The 17,802-nt window shown below is 70.2% G+C and carries 16 protein-coding genes; 13 read left to right on the top strand and 3 right to left on the bottom strand.

Going from position 1 to position 17,802, the window contains the following annotated elements; translation table 11 throughout:
• Positions 1–9 precede the first annotated feature (9 nt).
• The 4 genes from ITP53_RS43740 to ITP53_RS43725 all read left to right on the top strand — a co-directional run bounded on the left by ITP53_RS43740 (position 10) and on the right by ITP53_RS43725 (position 4,499).
• A complete protein-coding gene (locus tag ITP53_RS43740) occupies positions 10–1,317 on the top strand; it encodes a formimidoylglutamate deiminase (protein ID WP_195901372.1) in 1,308 nt (435 codons plus the stop codon).
• A gap of 36 nt (positions 1,318–1,353) precedes the next feature.
• The gene (hutI, locus tag ITP53_RS43735; RefSeq protein WP_195901370.1) at positions 1,354–2,499 is read left to right on the top strand and encodes an imidazolonepropionase; all 1,146 of its coding nucleotides are present in this window, start codon (positions 1,354–1,356) and stop codon (positions 2,497–2,499) included.
• 106 nt (positions 2,500–2,605) lie between these two features.
• Entirely contained in the window at positions 2,606–3,547 is a 942-nt protein-coding gene (locus ITP53_RS43730; protein WP_195901369.1) for a sigma-70 family RNA polymerase sigma factor, read from the top strand.
• Between the two features lie 181 nt (positions 3,548–3,728).
• Complete coding sequence (locus ITP53_RS43725; protein WP_236051810.1) at positions 3,729–4,499, top strand: MOSC domain-containing protein; 771 nt, start codon at positions 3,729–3,731, stop codon at positions 4,497–4,499.
• On the opposite strand, the gene ITP53_RS43720 is transcribed toward ITP53_RS43725, so the two are convergent.
• Positions 4,483–5,418, bottom strand: a complete 936-nt coding sequence (locus tag ITP53_RS43720; protein ID WP_195901367.1) for an ABC transporter substrate-binding protein — start codon at positions 5,416–5,418, stop codon at positions 4,483–4,485. The two genes, ITP53_RS43725 and ITP53_RS43720, sit on opposite strands and share 17 nt — an antisense overlap.
• A gap of 204 nt (positions 5,419–5,622) precedes the next feature.
• On the opposite strand from ITP53_RS43720, the gene ITP53_RS43715 reads away from it, so the two are divergent.
• From ITP53_RS43715 to ITP53_RS43685, 7 genes are all read left to right on the top strand, one after another.
• Positions 5,623–6,930: an ammonium transporter gene (locus ITP53_RS43715; protein ID WP_195901366.1), complete on the top strand. Its 1,308-nt coding sequence runs from the start codon at positions 5,623–5,625 to the stop codon at positions 6,928–6,930.
• Complete coding sequence (locus ITP53_RS43710; protein WP_195901365.1) at positions 6,927–7,265, top strand: P-II family nitrogen regulator; 339 nt, start codon at positions 6,927–6,929, stop codon at positions 7,263–7,265. Before ITP53_RS43715 ends, ITP53_RS43710 begins: the two co-directional genes overlap by 4 nt.
• 160 nt (positions 7,266–7,425) lie before the next feature.
• Entirely contained in the window at positions 7,426–9,651 is a 2,226-nt protein-coding gene (locus ITP53_RS43705; RefSeq protein WP_195901364.1) for a [protein-PII] uridylyltransferase, read from the top strand.
• 223 nt (positions 9,652–9,874) lie between these two features.
• On the top strand, positions 9,875–12,814 hold the full coding sequence (locus ITP53_RS43700) for a sensor histidine kinase (protein ID WP_195901363.1): 2,940 nt from the start codon (positions 9,875–9,877) through the stop codon (positions 12,812–12,814).
• Between the two features lie 21 nt (positions 12,815–12,835).
• Positions 12,836–13,258, top strand: a complete 423-nt coding sequence (locus tag ITP53_RS43695) for a roadblock/LC7 domain-containing protein (protein ID WP_195901362.1) — start codon at positions 12,836–12,838, stop codon at positions 13,256–13,258.
• A gap of 26 nt (positions 13,259–13,284) precedes the next feature.
• Complete coding sequence (locus ITP53_RS43690; protein ID WP_195901361.1) at positions 13,285–13,647, top strand: DUF742 domain-containing protein; 363 nt, start codon at positions 13,285–13,287, stop codon at positions 13,645–13,647.
• The gene (locus tag ITP53_RS43685; protein ID WP_195901360.1) at positions 13,628–14,206 is read left to right on the top strand and encodes a GTP-binding protein; all 579 of its coding nucleotides are present in this window, start codon (positions 13,628–13,630) and stop codon (positions 14,204–14,206) included. Before ITP53_RS43690 ends, ITP53_RS43685 begins: the two co-directional genes overlap by 20 nt.
• On the opposite strand, the gene ITP53_RS43680 is transcribed toward ITP53_RS43685, so the two are convergent.
• The gene (locus tag ITP53_RS43680; protein WP_195901359.1) at positions 14,203–15,003 is read right to left on the bottom strand and encodes a nitroreductase/quinone reductase family protein; all 801 of its coding nucleotides are present in this window, start codon (positions 15,001–15,003) and stop codon (positions 14,203–14,205) included. The genes ITP53_RS43685 and ITP53_RS43680 overlap by 4 nt on opposite strands.
• Before the next feature lie 76 nt (positions 15,004–15,079).
• On the opposite strand from ITP53_RS43680, the gene ITP53_RS43675 reads away from it, so the two are divergent.
• The gene (locus ITP53_RS43675) at positions 15,080–15,532 is read left to right on the top strand and encodes a MarR family winged helix-turn-helix transcriptional regulator (RefSeq protein WP_195901358.1); all 453 of its coding nucleotides are present in this window, start codon (positions 15,080–15,082) and stop codon (positions 15,530–15,532) included.
• A gap of 91 nt (positions 15,533–15,623) precedes the next feature.
• Here ITP53_RS43675 and ITP53_RS43670 read toward each other — a convergent pair whose 3' ends face one another.
• On the bottom strand, positions 15,624–16,391 hold the full coding sequence (locus tag ITP53_RS43670; protein WP_195901357.1) for a TetR/AcrR family transcriptional regulator: 768 nt from the start codon (positions 16,389–16,391) through the stop codon (positions 15,624–15,626).
• A gap of 127 nt (positions 16,392–16,518) precedes the next feature.
• Between ITP53_RS43670 and ITP53_RS43665 the strand changes: the two genes are divergently transcribed.
• The gene (locus ITP53_RS43665) at positions 16,519–17,769 is read left to right on the top strand and encodes an ATP-binding protein (RefSeq protein ID WP_207757264.1); all 1,251 of its coding nucleotides are present in this window, start codon (positions 16,519–16,521) and stop codon (positions 17,767–17,769) included.
• Positions 17,770–17,802: the final 33 nt, after the last annotated feature.

Genomic DNA, 17,802 nt, shown 5'->3' with positions numbered 1-17,802 from the left:
GCCCCCCGCGTGTATTGGTGCGAGCAGGCCTGGCTGCCCGACGGCGTCGCCGACGGTGTGCTCGTCGAGGTCGAGGGCTCCAGGATCGCGCGCATCGAGCAGGGCCCGCCGGGCTCGGCCGAGCGGCTGGCCGGGCTCACCATCCCCGGCCTGGCCAACTGCCACTCCCACGCCTTCCACCGCGCGCTCAGGGGTGTCGCGGAGGAGGGCAAGGGCGACTTCTGGACCTGGCGCGACCGGATGTACGAAGTGGCCGACAGGCTCGACCCCGACAGCTACCTCCGGCTGGCCACCGCCGTCTACGCCGAGATGGCGCTGGCCGGGATCACGGCCGTGGGCGAGTTCCACTACCTGCACCACGCGCCCGACGGCGTCCCCTACTCCGACCCCAACGCCATGGGCCACGTCCTCATCCGCGCCGCCAGGGAAGCCGGCCTGCGCATCGCGCTGCTCGACACCTGCTACCTGTCCGGCGGCATCGGCGCCCCCCTCGCCGGCTCCCAGCTGCGCTTCAGCGACGGGACCGCCGAACGCTGGGCCGCCCGCGCCGAGGCGCTGGCCATGGCCTACGAGGGTCAGCATGACGTGGAGATCGGCGCGGCCATCCACTCCGTACGCGCGGTGCCGCCCGAGCAGATGCCCGTCGTGGCCGAGTTCTCCCACCGCTACGCGGCCCCCCTGCACGTGCACGTCTCCGAGCAGCGGGCGGAGAACACCGCCTGCATCGAGATGTACGCCGCCACCCCCGTCCAGATCCTGCACGAGCGGGGCGCGCTGGGTCCGCGCTCGACCGCCGTGCACGCCACCCACCTGACCGACGTGGACATCGAGCTGCTCGGGCAGTCCGGCAGCTACGTCTGCATGTGCCCCACCACCGAACGCGACCTCGCCGACGGCATCGGCCCGGCCAGGAGCGTGGCCGACCGGGGCGCGTCGATCACGCTCGGCTCCGACAGCCACGCCGTGATCGACCTGTTCGAGGAGGCCCGCGCGGTCGAGCTGCACCAGCGGCTGGCCAGTGAGAAACGCGGCCACTGGCTGGCCGTCGACCTGCTCGCCGCCGCCACCGGCCACACCTCGCTGGGCTTCCCCGACGCCGGCATGCTCGTCCAGGGCGCGTGGGCGGACCTGGTGTCCGTCCGGCTCGACTCCGTGCGTACGGCGGGCGCGGCCCGGCTGGAGGCCGTGGTGTTCGCGGCCACGGCGGCCGACGTGCACTCGGTGATCTCCGGCGGCCGGCGGGTGGTCACGGAGGGCCGGCACGTGCTGGGCGACGTCGGATCCATGCTGGTCGAGGCGATAGGAAGCCTGCGATGACCATTGGGAGCCTGCGATGACCACTGGGGGCCTGCTATGACCACGACGCTGATCGACGGGATCGGTCTGCTCTACACCGGTGACCCCGAACGCGAGGAGATCGCGGACGCGGCCATCGTCATCGAGGACGGCCTGGTCGCCTGGGCGGGCCCGGCCGCGCGGGCCCCCGCCGCCGACGAGCGGGTGGACGCCGGGGGCCGCGGCGTCATCCCCGGCTTCGTGGACAGCCACGCGCACCTGATATTCGCAGGTGACCGCACGGCCGAGTTCCAGTCCCGCATGTCGGGGCGGCCGTACACCGGGGGCGGCATCAGGACCACCGTCGACGCCACCCGCCGGGCCGGCGACGCCGAGCTGGCCACCCGCGCCCTCGGCCTGGTCAACGAGATGCTCGCCCAGGGCACCACCACCGTCGAGATCAAGAGCGGGTACGGCCTGACCGTCGAGGACGAGCGGCGCTCGCTGGAGATCGCCACCACGCTGACCGACGAGACGACGTTCCTGGGGGCGCACGTGGTGCCCGCGGACATGGACGCCGACTCCTACGTGCGGCTCGTGTGCGGGGAGATGCTCGAGGCGTGCGCGCCGTACGCGAAGTGGGTGGACGTGTTCTGCGAGCGCGGGGCCTTCGACGGGGACCAGACGCGGGAGATCCTGGAGGCGGGCATGAAGGCGGGGCTGCGGGCCCGTGTGCACGCCAACCAGCTCGGCGTGGGGCCGGGCGTGCGGATCGCCTGCGAGCTGGGCGCCGCGTCGGCCGACCACTGCACCCACCTGACCCAGGCCGACGTGGACGCGCTGGCGTCGTCGGAGACGGTGGCGACGCTGCTGCCGGGGGCCGAGTTCTCGACGCGGTCGCCGTACCCCGACGCGCGGCGGCTCATCGACGCCGGAGCCACCGTGGCGCTGGCCACCGACTGCAACCCCGGGTCGTCGTTCACGTCGTCGATGGCCTTCTGCGTGGCGCTGGCCGTGCGTGAGATGGGCATGACGCCGCTGGAGGCGGTCAGGGCGGCGACGTACGGCGGGGCACGCGCGCTGCGCCGTACGGACGTAGGCTGGCTGCGGCCGGGAGCCCGTGCGGACCTGGTCGTGCTCACCGCCCCCTCCTATGTGCATCTGGCCTATCGGCCCGGCGTACCCCTGGTTCACCAGGTGTTTCATGGCGGTCTCCTCCTTTAGGAGGACATCCAGAACCCTCCCTCGGACGTAGCTGTTTAGGGAATCTTTGCTTCTGGCCGGACGTTGGCCGGATATAGAACGCAGCTGCGGAACGAGGTGCCTGGGGATGGCAAGGCCTACGGGGAGTCGCACGCAGGAGCAGCACGTCGCGGAACGCGATCTGCTGGGGACATATCTGGCCGAGATCGGCCGGGTCCCACTGCTCACGGCGGAGGACGAGGTGGAGCTCGCCAAGCGGATCGAGGCGGGCCTCTTCGCCGAACAGCTGCTCGACAGCGGGGGCTCGGAGCCGCGGATCGGGGACGCGGCCGACGAGGAGCTGGAGCGCCTGGCCATTTCCGGCCAGCGGGCCAAGGACGAGTTCATCCAGGCCAACCTGCGCCTGGTGGTCGCGGTGGCCAGGAAGTATTCGGGGCGGGGGATGCCGCTGATCGATCTGGTCCAGGAAGGAAACCTGGGCCTTGTTCGTGCGGTGGAGAAGTTCGACTATCGGCGCGGTTACAAGTTCTCGACCTACGCTACGTGGTGGATCAGGCAGTCGGTGGGGCGCGCGATCCACGAGCAGGCCCGTCCTGTGCGCCTGCCGACGCACGCAGGGGAGCAGATGACCCGGCTGATGCGGGTCCGGCGGGACATGCTCGCCGAGTTCGACGCCGAGCCCACCGACGACGACCTCGCCGGGATCCTGGACCTGCCCATCGAGCGGGTGCGCGAGCTGCGCCGCTGGGCCTCAGACCCGGTCTCGCTCCAGCTCGGGGTGGGTGACGAGGACGAGACCGAGCTCGGTGACATGATCGCCGACGAGACGTGGGCCGATCCCGAGCAGCAGGCCATCGACATCCTGGAGCGCGAGCGGCTGGACCAGTGGCTGACCGGGCTCGAAGGCGACACCAGCGAGATGCTGCGGTGGCGCTATGGGCTGGTCGACGGGCGCGAGCACACGCTGACGGAGGTGGGGGAGCGCTACGGCATCGGCCGCGACCGCGCCCGCCGCATCGAGCGTGACGCGCTGGCCCGCCTGCGCAAAATGGCCAGCGCGGCGGCCTGACCCCTCCGGCCCGCCTGGGTGAGGCGGGCCGCTCGCGACATGTGTTCAGGGGCCGGCACGATCCCCGGCGTCGAGGAGATCGGCGAGATCGAGGGCGCCAGGTTGTTCTTCCCAGACGAGCGGGCCGGCGAGTTGGTGCCGTGCCTGCGGCGGTTTCGGGCACGGCCGTATGCTCGGTTTCATGCATCTCGAAACGCTGCGCCGCTATCCCGTCAAGTCGATGCTCGGCGAGGAGATCGCCGAGAGCGGGGTGACCGAGCGCGGGCTCGCAGGGGACCGGGCGCGGGCGGTGCTCGACGTGGCCACCGGGAAGATCGCCAGTGCGAAGAATCCGCGGCTCTGGCGCGGCCTGCTGGCGATCGAGGGGGCCGGGGTCCCGAGTGACGCGGAGCTGTCGGCGCTGCTCGGGCGCGAGGTCCGGCTCATCGGCACGCCGCCCGATGGGGCCGAGTTCGAGCGGTCGGTGCCGGAGCGGGTGCTGGCGGAGGGCATCGAGGCGGAGGTGCCCCACACCGTCGGGACGCTCGGAGCGGCCTCCCCTGACGGCACGTTCTTCGACTTCGCCCCTCTTCACCTGATCACCACCGCCACGCTCGAGCGGATCGGCGCGCTCGGCCCGCGCGGGCACGTCGAAGCCCTCCGCTACCGCCCCAACCTGGTGATCGCGACGGAGGCGGCGGGCTTCGCGGAGAACGACTGGCCAGGGCGTGAGCTGCGCGTCGGCGACGACGTGGTGCTGCAGGTCATCGCGACCAGCCCGCGGTGCGCCGTGCCGACCCTGGCGCACGGGGCGCTGGGCCGCGACACCGACGCGCTGCGCACGGTGTCGCGGCACAACCGGGTGCCGGTGTTCGACATGGGGCCGCAGGCGTGCGCGGGGGTCTACGCGCGGGTGCTGCGGCCCGGCCGGATCAAGAAAGGCGACACGGTACGCCTCACACCAGCGGCGTGAGGTACTTCTCCAGGTCGTCGAGGATCTTGCCGGCGGCCGTGACGCCGATGCCGGTCATCCAGATCTCGTCGTCCACGTTGTAGACGTGACCGGCCTTGACGGCGGTGAGGTTCTTCCACAGCGGCCCGGCGGTCACCTGGGCCTGTGACTGGGCGGCCTTCTCACCGAACGCGCTGTAGAAGATGGCGTCGCCGTCGGCGTCGGCGAGGTTCTCCTGGCTCAGCTTGGCGAAGCGCCTGTCCGCCTGGCCGGTGAGGAGCTGGACCTCGGGCCGGGGGATGCCCCCGTCGCCCAGCACGATCCCGGAGAACGAATCGGGGCCGTACATGCGGATTTCGGTCGGCCTGAAGCGCACGATGCTCACCTTGAGCGTGGAGAACTCGGCGCCCACCTGCTTTGCCCGCGTCTCGTAGGCCGACAGCAGTTGCTGTGCCTTGTCCTTCTTGCCCAGCGCCTCGGCGTCGAGCAGGAAGTTCTCCTTCCAGGTGATGCCGACCCGCTCGGTGAACACCGTCGGGGCGATCTTGCTCAGCTTGTCGTAGAAGGCGGCCTGCCGGAACTTGGAGCCGAGGATGAGGTCGGGCTTGAGCGCGGTGATGGCCTCAAGGTTCGGTTCTCCCAGCGTGCCCGCCGGCTTGACGTTCGCCAGGGCCGGGCCGAGGTATTCGGGCCAGGTCTGGTTGTCCTCGGCGCGGGCCGCGCCGACGGGAGTAAGGCCGAGGCTGACCATCGAGTCGAGCTTGTCGGTGTCCAGCACCACGACCCGCTGGGGGTTCATCGGCACCTTCGTCTCACCCATGGCGTGCTTGACGGACCTGGTCGGGCCCGCGTCCTGGGAGCCGGCGGAACCGCCGGAACTCCCGCAGGCGGCGAGGAGGAAGAAGGGGAGTACGGCCGCGAGGGCCAGACGGAGGCGCATAAGTGTCCTTGATCGCTTAGGTTAGGCAAGCCTAAGTATCGCATGCCCGAAATAGCAATCCGAAAAAGGAGGTCGTGAGAAGCCCGAAACTTGCGCGAAACACCCGCGCGGCGAGATTCACGAATGTGAAACAAGCCTGGTCGAGCCATGAAACCCCGGGCGAACACGCTGTGGCCACACGTCACATGTAAGGAGGGTCGCGTCGTGAAGATCGATGGCGGCACTACTGCCTGGATGCTCGTGGCCACCGCCATGGTGCTACTGATGACTCCGGGCCTCGCGCTTTTCTACGGGGGCATGACCAGGGCCAAGAGTGTCCTGAACATGATGATGATGTCGTTCGGCGCCATCATCGTCGTGACCGTCGCCTGGATGCTCTACGGGCACTCTCTGGCGTTCACCGACAACGCCAGCTCGATGATCAACAACGTGGTGGGCGGCTTTGACGCCCTCGGGCTGCAGAGCCTGGTGGACACCGCCACCAAGGCTGACGGCACAGGTATGCCGAGCCTGGTCTTCTCCGCCTTCCAGTTGACGTTCGCCATCATCACCGTCGCCCTGATCAGCGGTGCCATCGCGGACAGGGCGAAGTTCGGTGCGTGGATGCTCTTCGGCGTCCTCTGGGTGACGATCGTCTACTTCCCGGTCGCGCACTGGGTGTGGGGCACCGGCTGGCTCAACACCATGGGCATCGAGGACTTCGCGGGCGGCACCGTGGTCCACATCAACGCCGGAGCCGCGGCCCTGGCCCTGGCCCTCGTCGTCGGCAAGCGTCAGGGGTGGCGCAAGGAGCCGATGCGGCCGCACAACCTGACCCTGGTCCTGCTGGGTGCCGGCATCCTGTGGTTCGGCTGGTTCGGCTTCAACGCCGGCTCCGAGCTGGCCGTCGACGGCACCGCCGGCCTGGCGTTCATGAACACCCAGATCGCCACCGCGGTCGCCGCCGGTGCCTGGATCCTGGTGGAGAAGCTGCGTGACGGCCACTCCACCAGCCTGGGCGCCGCCTCCGGCGCCGTGTCCGGTCTGGTCGCCATCACCCCCGCCTGTGGTTTCGTGGATCCGTGGGCCGCGGGCGTCATCGGCCTGATCGCCGGCGCCGTCTGCGCCTACGCGGTCGGCCTGAAGTACAAGCTCGGCTACGACGACTCCCTCGACGTGGTGGGCGTGCACCTGGTCGGCGGTGTCATCGGCGCCGTCTCGCTCGGCTTCCTGGCCGCCTACCCCTTCCTGGACCAGCAGAGCGAGGGCCTGTTCTACGGCGGCGGCATCGGCCAGCTGGGCCTGCAGGTTCTCGGCCCGATCGCCGTGGGCGGCTACTCCTTCATCGTCAGCTGGGTGCTCGGCAAGATCATTGACAAGACGATGGGCTTCCGCGTCACCTCTGAGGAAGAGGTCACCGGCATCGACATCACCACCCACGCCGAGACCGGCTACGACCTCGGCACCATCCACGCCTCCGGCGTGACGTCCTCCAACGGCCCCGTTCCCGCTCCTAAGAAGGTGGACGCATGAGGCTCATCACGGCGATCATCAAGCCCTTCAAGCTGGATGACGTGAAGGCCGCGCTCGAACAGTTCGGCATCAAGGGCATGACCGTCAGCGAGGCGAGCGGCTACGGTCGCCAGCGCGGTCACACCGAGGTCTACCGCGGCGCCGAGTACCAGGTCGACCTGGTGCCCAAGGTCCGGCTGGAGGTCCTCACCGAGGAGGATGACACCGAGGACGTGATCGACGTCATCGTCAAGGCCGCCCACACGGGCAAGATCGGCGACGGCAAGGTCTGGTCCGTCCCGGTGGACACCGTCATCCGCGTCCGCACCGGCGAACGGGGCCCGGAGGCCCTGTGACGGATCCGCAGCGAAGCGAGGACATCCGTCATAGGGCGGGGCGTCCTCGCGGAGCGAGGCAAGTCAGCGGGGTGACGGCCAGGTCGGTCGGTTGGGCGGATCATCTGCGGCGATGCCTGGACGGCTCGGTCCGGGCGGAGCCCGGCAAGGGGGCACTGCAGTGAGGGGAGAGGCCCGTTCGTACGCCGCGGCCCGCAAGGAGCGGGCCGCGGACACCGACCGCTGGCTGAAGGATCTCTTCCGTACGGCGAGCGACGGCGACCATGTCTCACTGGTCGCCGTCGGGAGCCTCGGCAGGGGAGAGTTGGCACCAGGCAGCGACCTCGACCTGGTCCTGCTGCACAACGGCCGGGCCGACGTCGCCCGGGTCGCCGACCGGATCTGGTATCCGATCTGGGATTCGGCCGTCAACCTCGACCACTCCGTACGCACGGTCGAAGAGGCCGTGGCCGTCGCCAGGCAGGACCTCAAGGCGGTGCTCGGCCTCATCCAGGCCAGGCACGTGGCCGGCGATCCCGAGCTGACCAGGAAGGCCAGGGAGGCGGTGCTCGCCGAGTGGCGGGCCGACTCCCGGCGCAGGCTGGGCGAGCTGCGTGACTCGGCGGACAAGCGGGCCCAGGTCAGCGGCGAACTGGCGTTCCTCCTCGAACCCGACCTCAAGGACGGCCGCGGCGGGCTCCGCGACGTCCAGGCCATGCAGGCCGTGGCCGCGGCCTGGGTAGCCTCGGCGCCCGGCCCCCGGGCGCGCGAGGCGTACGAGTTCATCCTCGACGTGCGGCACGCCCTGCACGTCGTCACCGCCCGCGGCACCGACAGGCTCGTGCTGCAGGAGCAGGACGCGGTGGCCGGGCTGCTCGGCCTGCTGGACGCCGAGGCGCTCATGCGCAGGCTCGCCGAGTCCGGCCGCACCATCTCCCACGCCTTCGACGCCACCTGGCGCACCGTTGACAGACTGCTGTCAGGCCCGGCTCCCAGAGGCCGCCGCCCGCTGGCGGACGGCGTGGTCGAGCACGGTGGCGAAGTGGTGCTGGCCAGGGGGGTCAACCCGCGTAAGGACCCGGTCCTGGTGTTGCGGGCCGCCGCCGCGGCGGCCGACTCCGGGCTGCCGCTCGCCCCCGCCACGGTGTCCGTACTCGCAGCTCAGTCGCCTCCCATGCCGGTGCCGTGGCCCGAGGAGGCGCGGGACTCGCTGGTGTCGATCCTGGGCGCCGGCCGGGCCGCCGTGCCCGTGTGGGAGGAGCTCGACCAGGCGGGCATCCTTGTCAAACTGCTTCCTGACTGGGAACGCGTACGCCACCGTCCCCAGCGCAATCCCATCCACCGCTTCACGGTCGACCGGCACCTGATCGAGGCTGCCGCGAACGCCGCCAGCCACACCCGCGAGGTCTCCCGTCCCGATCTCCTGCTGATCGCGGCGCTCCTGCACGACGTCGGCAAGGGCTGGCCTGGAGATCACTCCGCCACCGGCGAGGTCGTGGTGCGCGACATCGCCACCAGGATCGGCCTGCCGGCGCAGGACGTGGAGACCCTCGCCACCGTCGTACGCCACCACCTGCTGCTGCCCGAGACCGCCACCCGCAGGGACCTCGACGACCCGGTCACGATCGAGAAGGTCGCCGGCACCGTCGGCTCGCGCGAGGTGCTGGAACTGCTGGCCGCGCTGGCGGTCGCCGACGGCCATGCGACCGGTCCCGCCGCCTGGAACAGCTGGAAGGCCGGGCTCGTCGCCGACCTCGTACGCCGGGTGCGATCGGTGTTGTCCGGCTCGCCGCCGCCCAAGCCGCCCACCCTGTCGCCGGAGCAGGCCTCGCTCGCCAGGCACGGCGGCGGCGCCGTCCGGGTCAACGGCGGAGCCGTCACGGTCGTCGCCCCCGACCGCGTGGGCCTGCTCTGGAGCGCTGCCGGCGTGCTCGCCGCGCACCGGCTCGTCGTCCGCTCGGCCTCCGCCGCCTCCGCGGGCTCGACGGCCGTGATCGACTTCTCGGTCATCCCCGAATACGGCAGCCCTCCGGACCCCGCCACGCTGGAGTCCGATCTCCGTCTCGTCCTTGCTGGCCGTCTTGACATCGAACAGCGGCTCGCCCGCCGCACCCGCTCGCTCAGGCCGCCCCGCGTACCCGTGGCTCCACCTCGGGTGACACTGGTCGACGACGCCTCCGCGACCGCCACCGTGGTGGAAGTCAGAGCCCATGACAGGCCGGGGCTTCTGTGGCGTATCGGGCGGGCGTTCGGTGAGTGTGGTCTTGACGTGCGGGCCGCTCGCGTAGAGACTCTCGGCGCGGAGGCGGTGGACGTCTTCTATGTAGTGGATCGCGCCGGTCGCCCCCTCAGCGACGACGCGCAGAGGGCTCAAGTCCGCGATCTGGTGCTTGCCGCACTCCGATAACCAACAGCACACGAGTGTCGGTCACATTTGTAACAATTGTGTCCGATATGCGTGGTAAGTCAGGTGCTGCGGATACCTTGTGGACGTCTTGGTGACCCGTTGCTGACGGGACGATTGAGGGGTAACGGAAGCAGTGACTACGGGGAACTCCGACAGCGGCCCAGCCGCGGGGCGGGACCGCGGGAAGCGGTCGCTGTCACGCCTCGGCCTGCGAAACTGGCGCGTGAGGTGGCGACTCACCGCGCTCATCCTGGTCCCCACGATCGCCGCCGTCGTGCTCGGGGGAGCGCGCGTGGTGGGATCGGTCCAGAGCATCGCCGACTACGACCGCACCGCCGCCGCCGCGGAGCAGGCCGGGCGCATCCGCGACCTCGTCCAGGCCCTCGGGCTTGAGCGGGACACGGCCGGCTGGATCGGCGCCAGCCGAACGGTGCGCAAGCGGCTCGCCGAGCCGCTCTCCGAGCGCAAGGCGGCCGTCGACACGCTGGTCAAGACCGTCACCGCCGACCTGAGCACGATCGACGACTCCTACGGCCCGCGCGTGGTCAAGGCCGCCGGCCGCGCCCAGTCGGACCTCACCCGGCTCACCAGGGTCAGGGCCGAGGGCCAGACCAACACCCTCCAGTACGACTTCCTCACCGACTCGCTGCTCACCCTGCACGACGAGCTGAGCCTGATGTCCGACGACCCGCAGACCATCGGCCAGTTCCGCGCCCTGAGCGCGCTCGCGGGAGCGAAGGAGGAGGTCTCGCGTCAGCGCGTCCAGCTCCTCCAGGCCTCGTACGACACGCAGAACGTCGACGCCAAGACCGTCGAGCAGTTCATCGCCTCCAACGCCCGCCAGCAGAGCTACGTCAACACCGTCGGCATGGAGGCGGGCGTCGACGCCGGCCTGAAGCTGTCCAAGGCGCTCACCGGCAAAGCCGAGTACATCAACGTCCAGCTCACCAAGTCGCGCGCGATCACCCTGGCCAGCGGCCGGGCGCCCGGCGTGCGGATCACCGACAACCTGATCTCCGCCAAGGCCAGTCGTGAGCAGTGGTTCAACGACAACGCGGTCACCATCGACGTCCTGCACGGGATCGAGAAGGACCTGGCGGCCCAGGTGAACCTGCGCAGCCAGGAGTTGCGCGAGGCCGAGATCCGCAACGCGATCATCGCCGGCGCGCTGATCGTGGCGTTGCTGCTGCTCGTCCTGCTTCTCACCGTGGCCATCGCCCGCTCGATGGTCGGCCCGTTGCGCCGGCTGCGTACCGAGGCGCTGGAGATCGCCGGCTTCCGGCTACCCGACGTGGTGCGCCGGCTGCGGGTCACCGGCGACACGGCCGCGAGCGAGGTACGCCCGATCGAGATCGAGGGCAACGACGAGATCGGCGAAGTGGCCAGGGCCTTCGACCAGGTCCACCGGCAGGCCGTGCGGCTGGCGGGCGAGGAAGCCGACCTGCGCAGCAACATCAGCTCGATGTTCGTCAACCTCTCACGCCGCACCCAGACGCTGGTCGAGCGGCAGATCTCGCTGATCGACGGCCTGGAGAAGGGCGAGCAGGACGGCGCGCGGCTGTCCGACCTGTTCAAGCTCGACCACCTGGCCACCCGCATGCGGCGCAACTCCGAGAACCTCCTGGTCCTCGCCGGTCACGAGGCCACCCGCCGGCGCAGCCAGCCGGCCAAGCTGGTCGACGTCGTACGCGCCGCGCTTTCCGAGGTCGAGGGCTACGAGCGGGTCCAGGTCAAGGTGCACCGGGCCACCTCGGTGCTCGGCAGCGCCGCGAACGACCTGGTCCACCTGGTCGCCGAGCTGGTCGAGAACGCCATCCAGTTCTCCCCGAGCAGTTCCCAGGTCACGGTCACCAGCAGCCCCATCGAGGGCGGCGGCGCGCTGCTGTCGGTGAGCGACATCGGCATCAGCATGACCGAGGACGAGATGGGCGAGGCGAACCGCCGCCTGGCCGAGCCCCCGGTCGTGGACGTGTCGGTCTCGCGGCGCATGGGCCTGTTCGTGGTCGGCCGGCTGGCGTTGCGCCACGGCATCAGGGTGCAGCTCAGGAGGGGCGAGGGCGCCGGGCTGATCGCCATGGTGCTGCTGCCGCCCGCGCTGATCGCCGACGGCACGCAGCCGCCGCTGCCGCAGCGGCCGGCGTTCGGTGGCGGGGCCGCCGTGCCTGCCCAGGCGCCCGCGCAGGCGCAGGCCGGGCCGCCCGCGCAGAACGGATCGTCCACGCAGAACGGCTCGTTCCGGTCGTTCCCCGGCTTCGACACCGGCGACGCCACCCGCCCGCCGGCTCCCCGCCACGGGCCCAGGTCGTCGTTCGACGGCACGCCGGGCACGCCCAGGTCGCCGTTCGAGAGCACGCCTGGGACGTCGCCGTTCGAGAGCATGCCCGACGCGCCCAGGTCGTCGTTCGACGGCACGGCGGGCACGCCCAGGTCGCCGTTCGAGAGCACGCCGGACGCGTCCAGGCCCGGGTTCGGCGGCGCGCCGGGCGCGGCGCGGCCGGGGTTCGGCGCGTTCCCGTCCGACGCGGGTCCGACCGGGGTCGCCGGTTTCACCGCCGACACCGACGGCGGCTCCTACCGCAGGCAGCCGCCCAGGTTCGACTCGGGAAGCCATCCTTCGTACCCCGGCACGGGTTCCTCTCTATCGGGAAATGGCGCGTTCCAGACGCCGCCGCCCGTGTCGTACACCACGAACGACGTGCGCATGCCGGACCCGGCGCCTTCGGTGGACGTGTCGCCGTTGGAGCCGGAGCAGGAGGAGTTCCTGCCGATCTTCGCCTCGGTGGAGTCGGCGTGGTTCCGCCGGCCGCCCGGCGAGCCGGCGCCGCAGGCGTCCGGCGAGAATCAGGCCACGCCCGCGCAGGCCGTACCCTCTGGGGAGGAAGCGTGGCGAACGGCCGCCGACGCCGGATGGCAGGCGGCGGCCGCGGCCAGAGAGCCCAGTCTCGGCGGCATCACCGCCGCCGGGCTCCCGAAGCGCACGCCCAAGGCCAACCTGGTGCCCGGCACCGCGAACCAGCCGGCCCAGCCGCAGCAGCGGCAGACGCCGGCGCCGCCGGCGCCACCGGTCTCCGCGGATCGCCTCCGCAGCCGGATGGCGAGCTACCAGCAGGGTGTGCGACGGGGTCGTCAGGAAGTACGTGGACAGGAGGACAAGAGTGAGTGAGCGTCCCGCCGGGGAGGATGCGTGACAACCCTTAGTCATGAGGCGCACAGGTTCGACTGGCTGATCACCGACTTCGTACGCAACACGCCCGGAGTGGCGCATGCGGTCGTCGTGTCGGCGGACGGCCTCTGCCTGGCCAGCTCCGAGGGCTTCCCGCCGGACCGGGCCGACCAGCTCGCCGCGGTCTCCGCCGGTCTGCTGAGCCTGACGGTCGGCGCGTCCAGGGTGTTCGAGGGCGGCTCCGTGACGCAGACCGTCGTCGAGATGCAGCGTGGCCTGCTCCTCGTCATGGCGATCAGCGACGGCTCCGTGCTCACAGTGCTGGCCGCGCCAGACTGCGACATGGGACTCGTGGCGTACCAGATGACGTTGCTGGTGGACAGGGCCGGACAGGCGCTGACCCCGGCCCTGCGCGCCGAGCTGCAGGCCGCCAGGACGCGGTGATGTTATGGAACTGATGGGAGAGGGCCGTGTACGGCACTGACGGAACCGGGGAAGATGAGCCCCTGTTCCGTCCTTACGCGGTGACAGGCGGCCGATCCGAGCCGCGCTATCACCTCGCGATGGAGACGTTGATCTCGTCCATGTCGATCCCGGACGCCGAGATGGCCCTGCTCACCCCCGAGCAGGAGGCCATCATGCAGCTCTGCAGGTCGTTCCGGTCGGTCGCCGAGATCTCGGCCCTGCTCCGCGTCCCCCTGGGCGTGGCCCGGGTGCTCGTGGCGGACATGTCCGACGAAGGGCTTGTCCGCCTGCACCAGCCGCGCCTCAGCCAGGGACAGCCAGACCTCAACATGCTCGAAAGGGTGCTCAGTGGACTACGCAGGCTCTAGCCCTGGCCTCACGTCGACGAAGATCGTCGTCGCCGGCGGGTTCGGCGTCGGGAAGACGACGTTCGTGGGGGCGGTGTCCGAGATCCTCCCGCTCACCACGGAAGCGGTGATGACCGACGCGTCCGCGGGCATCGACGACCTCGGCATGACACCGAACAAGCAGACCACGACCGTCGCCATGGACTTCGGCCGCCTCTCGCTCGACCGCGACCTGATCCTCTACCTGTTCGGCACGCCTGGACAGCACCGGTTCTGGTTCATGTGGGACGACCTCGTACGCGGCGCCATCGGCGCGGTGGTGCTGCTCGACACCCGCCGCCTGGCCGACAGCTTCCCCGCGATCGACTACTTCGAAGAGGCCCAGCTGCCCTTCGTGATCGGCATCAACGGCTGGGAAGGGCAGTTCCCGCACTCCGACCAGGAGGTCAGGGAGGCGCTCGCGCTCTCACCGAGCGTGCCCATCGTGCGCACCGACGCCCGCAACCGCGATTCGGTCAAGTCGACGCTGATCTCGCTCGTCGAGCATGTCGTACGCCTGCGCGCGGCCCCCGTCCGCTAGCGCTCGACGACCCAGGGCACTTCGGTGAGCGAGTTGAGCACCGGGACCAGCTGTTCCTCCTCGTAGGCGAAGTGCGCCTCCATCTCACCGGCGACGCGCTCCAGCGTCGCCGGCTCGGTGGCCCCGCGCAGCTCCTCGACCAGCCCGGCGATCACCACGTGCTCGCTCCGCAGCCGGTCGAGGGGCTCCTCCAGCTCCGGGAAGAGCCGCTCCAGGTGCGGGAAAGCCACGCGGTCCTCGCCCGAGTGGTGGAAGGCCATCGCGTCGCAGAACGCCAGGCAGTGCGCGCGCAGGTCCCGCGCGGGGCTCTCGCCCGCGCGCAGCCTGGCCAGCTCGCCTCTGAGATGGTCGTGGATCATGACCAGCTCGTCCCCGAACGCCCGCAGCCGCTCGGCCTCCGGGTACAGCGCGACGACCGGGATCACCCGGTCCGTCTTCTCCTGGTAGGCGGCGAAGGCGGGGTCGATCGCGGCCTGGCGGGCGTACACGCGGTCGCGCTCCTCCCCTTCGAGCGGCACCGCCCTGGCCTCGAACCTGTCCTCTCCCAGCTCGACCGTGACCTTGGGGCCGGCCACCACGTTGTGGTACCACGCCGGGTGGGCGTCGCCGCCGGCGTTGGAGGCGAACACGAGGAGGCGCTCGCCGTCGCGCAGGTAGACCACCGGGTTGGTGTGCCGCCGCCCTGTCCTGGCGCCGGTGGTGGTGAGCAGCAGGAGAGGGGCGCCCTCGAACATGCCGCCGACCTTGCCGCCGTTGGCCCGGAACTCCTCGATGACCTGATGGTTGAGGTCCGTCATCTCATTATCCTTCTGGTGAGGCGAGATTTGTGTTTGCTTTGCAAGCAAAGCTAATTTAGACAGCAAGGTGTTGTGGATGTCAACAGACGGCTTGAGCGTGGACGACGGGATCAGGACCTTGCTGCTGCTGATGCCGCGGATGGTGGGGCGGGCCAAGCGGCTGAAGGTGCCCGACGAGCTGCAGTCGCTGTCGCTCGCGCCGCGGCACCTGTCGCTGCTGGCGTACCTGCTGTTCGACGGGGCGATGCCGGTGAACGAGCTGGCGGCGCGGCTGGAGGTGGCGCCCGCGACGGTGAGCCTCATGGTGGGGGAGCTGAGCAGGAAGGGCGTGCTGGAGCGGCGCGAGGACGACGCCGACCGGCGCCGTACGATCGTCAGCATCGGCGCGCGGCACCAGGCGTCGATCAACGAATGGCTCGGCTACGGCGCCACGGCGTGGCGGCGGGCCCTGGAACCGCTCACCCCCGGCCAGCGGCGGATGTTCGTCGACACCCTCCTGGCGTACGAGCAGGCGCTGGCCGAATCCTGAGCCCTCGCCGGCCCAGCCCGACCTGACCGGCGGCGTCATCAGGCTGAGCGAGTGAGCGTCGGCCGCGCCGACGCGCGCCGGGGCCTGGCGCTCAGGTTTCTGCGCGGTCGCGCACCAGGACCTCGATGCCGTCGAGCACGCGCCGCAGCCCGAACTCGAAGGCGTGCTCGGGGCTGTAGGCGGCGTTGAGCGCCTCGCCGGCCGCCTGTCCCACCCGCGCGGCCGTCGGGAAGCGGTCGGCGTCGGAGATCCGGCTGAGGAAGGGCGCGTGCGCGGCCCACCACTGCTGGTCGGTCATGCCGGTCTGGCTCTCGGCCTGCGCGGCCTCCACCGCGCCCCGCGCCGTGCCGTGCACGAATCCGGTGATCAGCGTGATGACCGAGTCCATCTCCAGGTCGGTCAGGCCGATGCCGTCCACCGCGCGCAGTTCGTAGTCGTACTTGGCCGTGACGTTGGGGCCGAGCACCGGGCGGCTCCCCGCCACCTGCAGCAGCCAGGGGTGGCGCAGGTAGAGTGCCCAGTTCTCCCTGGCGATCTGCTCCAGCCGGCCCCGCCAGCCGCCCGGCACGTCCTCCGGCCTGGCGGTCTCGCCGTAGACGGTGTCCAGCATGACGTCGAACAACTCCGGCTTGCCCGGCACGTACGTGTAGAGCGACATCGTCCCGACGCCCAGCCGCTCGGCCACGCGGCGCATGGACAACGCCTGCAGCCCCTCCGCGTCCGCCACCTCGATGGCCGCGCGCACGATCCGATCGACGCTCAACTCCGGCTTGCCCTTGCGGCTGACCCGCTCACTGGTCCGCCAGAGCAGCGCCAGGCTGCGCGCGGGATCACCCTTTCCCGGATATTCAACGGTCACATGCGTACGGTACACCGTACGGTCCCGTTAGATGTCGATCCAGCGTTTGTGTTACGTCGATTCGAGAGCCTGTGAAATGTCGGTGCAGGCTCTGTAGAATGTCGTTTCTACCGGCAGGGGGCCATAAGTGGATCTTGTTGCGCGGCATATCGTCGATCACGCCATGGAGTTCCTGGAGGCGTTCCGGGTGCTGATCATCAATGGGCCTCGCCAGTCCGGCAAGACCACGTTGCTCCGGCAGTTGGAGGCGTGCCGCGGAGGCACGTACCTGACTCTTGACGACGGTTCGTTGCGTGCGGCCGCGCAGGCCGATCCCGAGGTTTTCGTCTCCGGCGGAGTCAGACCGATGATGATCGACGAGATCCAGAGAGGCGGTGACGACCTCATTCTGGCGATCAAGGCGGCGGTGGACAACTCGCCCAGTCGAGGGCAGTTCGTCCTCGCCGGTTCGACCAGGTTCCTCGCGACTCCCTCGCTCAGCGAATCCCTGGCTGGAAGGGCGAGCATCCTCGATGTCTGGCCATTCGCTCAGCAGGAGCTCGTCGGTGCGGAGACGTCCTTTCTCACCAGGGCGTTCGAGGAGCCGGAGTCCTTCAGGACGACGGCGCAGAGCACGTACGGCAGAACCGACTACTTCGATCTCATCGCCAGAGGATTCTATCCCGAGGCCATGGCGATGAGATCGGAACTGGCCCGTGGCGAGTGGTACACCGCCTACGTGCAGTCCATCATCGACACCGACATCCGCGAGATGGCGAAGATCGACGAGCCGAGCAATCTGCGACAGCTGCTGAGACTCGTCGCGGCCTGCACCGCTCAGGAGCTCAACGTCGTCAAGACCGCGAGCGACCTCGGACTGCACCGCACGACGGTGAGCCGCTACCTGGGCCTGCTGGAGACGGTCTTCCTGGTGCAGTCGCTGCCCGCATGGTCGCGCAACCTGAACGCCAGGGCGGTGCGGCGGCCCAAGCTGCACATCACCGACACCGGGCTCGCCGCGCATCTGCTGTCGGTGGACGCCGAGGGTCTGGGAGCACGCGTGGCCCCGGCACGCGGTGCGCTCGTGGAGACGCTCATCGCCAACGAGCTGGTCAAGCAGGCGACCTGGTCGCCCTTCCGGCTGAATCTCTTCCACTGGCGCGTCAGCCAGGGAGCCGAGGTCGACCTCGTGGCGGAGCGGACCAACGGCCGCGTGATCGGAGTGGAGGCCAAGGCCACGGACGCGGTCGACCTCAAGGACTTCAAAGGCTTGACCACGCTCAGGGACTCACTCGGGGACCAGTTCGTCCACGGGTTCGTGCTCTACACCGGAAAGCGGTCACTCTCCTTCGGGGATCGGCTGACCGCATTGCCGATCAGCGCGTTGTGGGATCGGTAGGGCTCAGGCCGATCCGGGGTGGCGGTAGAAGGG

The sequence above is a fragment of the Nonomuraea cypriaca genome, assembly GCF_015645445.1.
Classification (GTDB): Bacteria; Actinomycetota; Actinomycetes; order Streptosporangiales; family Streptosporangiaceae; genus Nonomuraea; species Nonomuraea cypriaca.
Note: the sequence above shows the minus strand (reverse complement) of the source record. Positions and strands in the feature narration are given on the sequence as shown.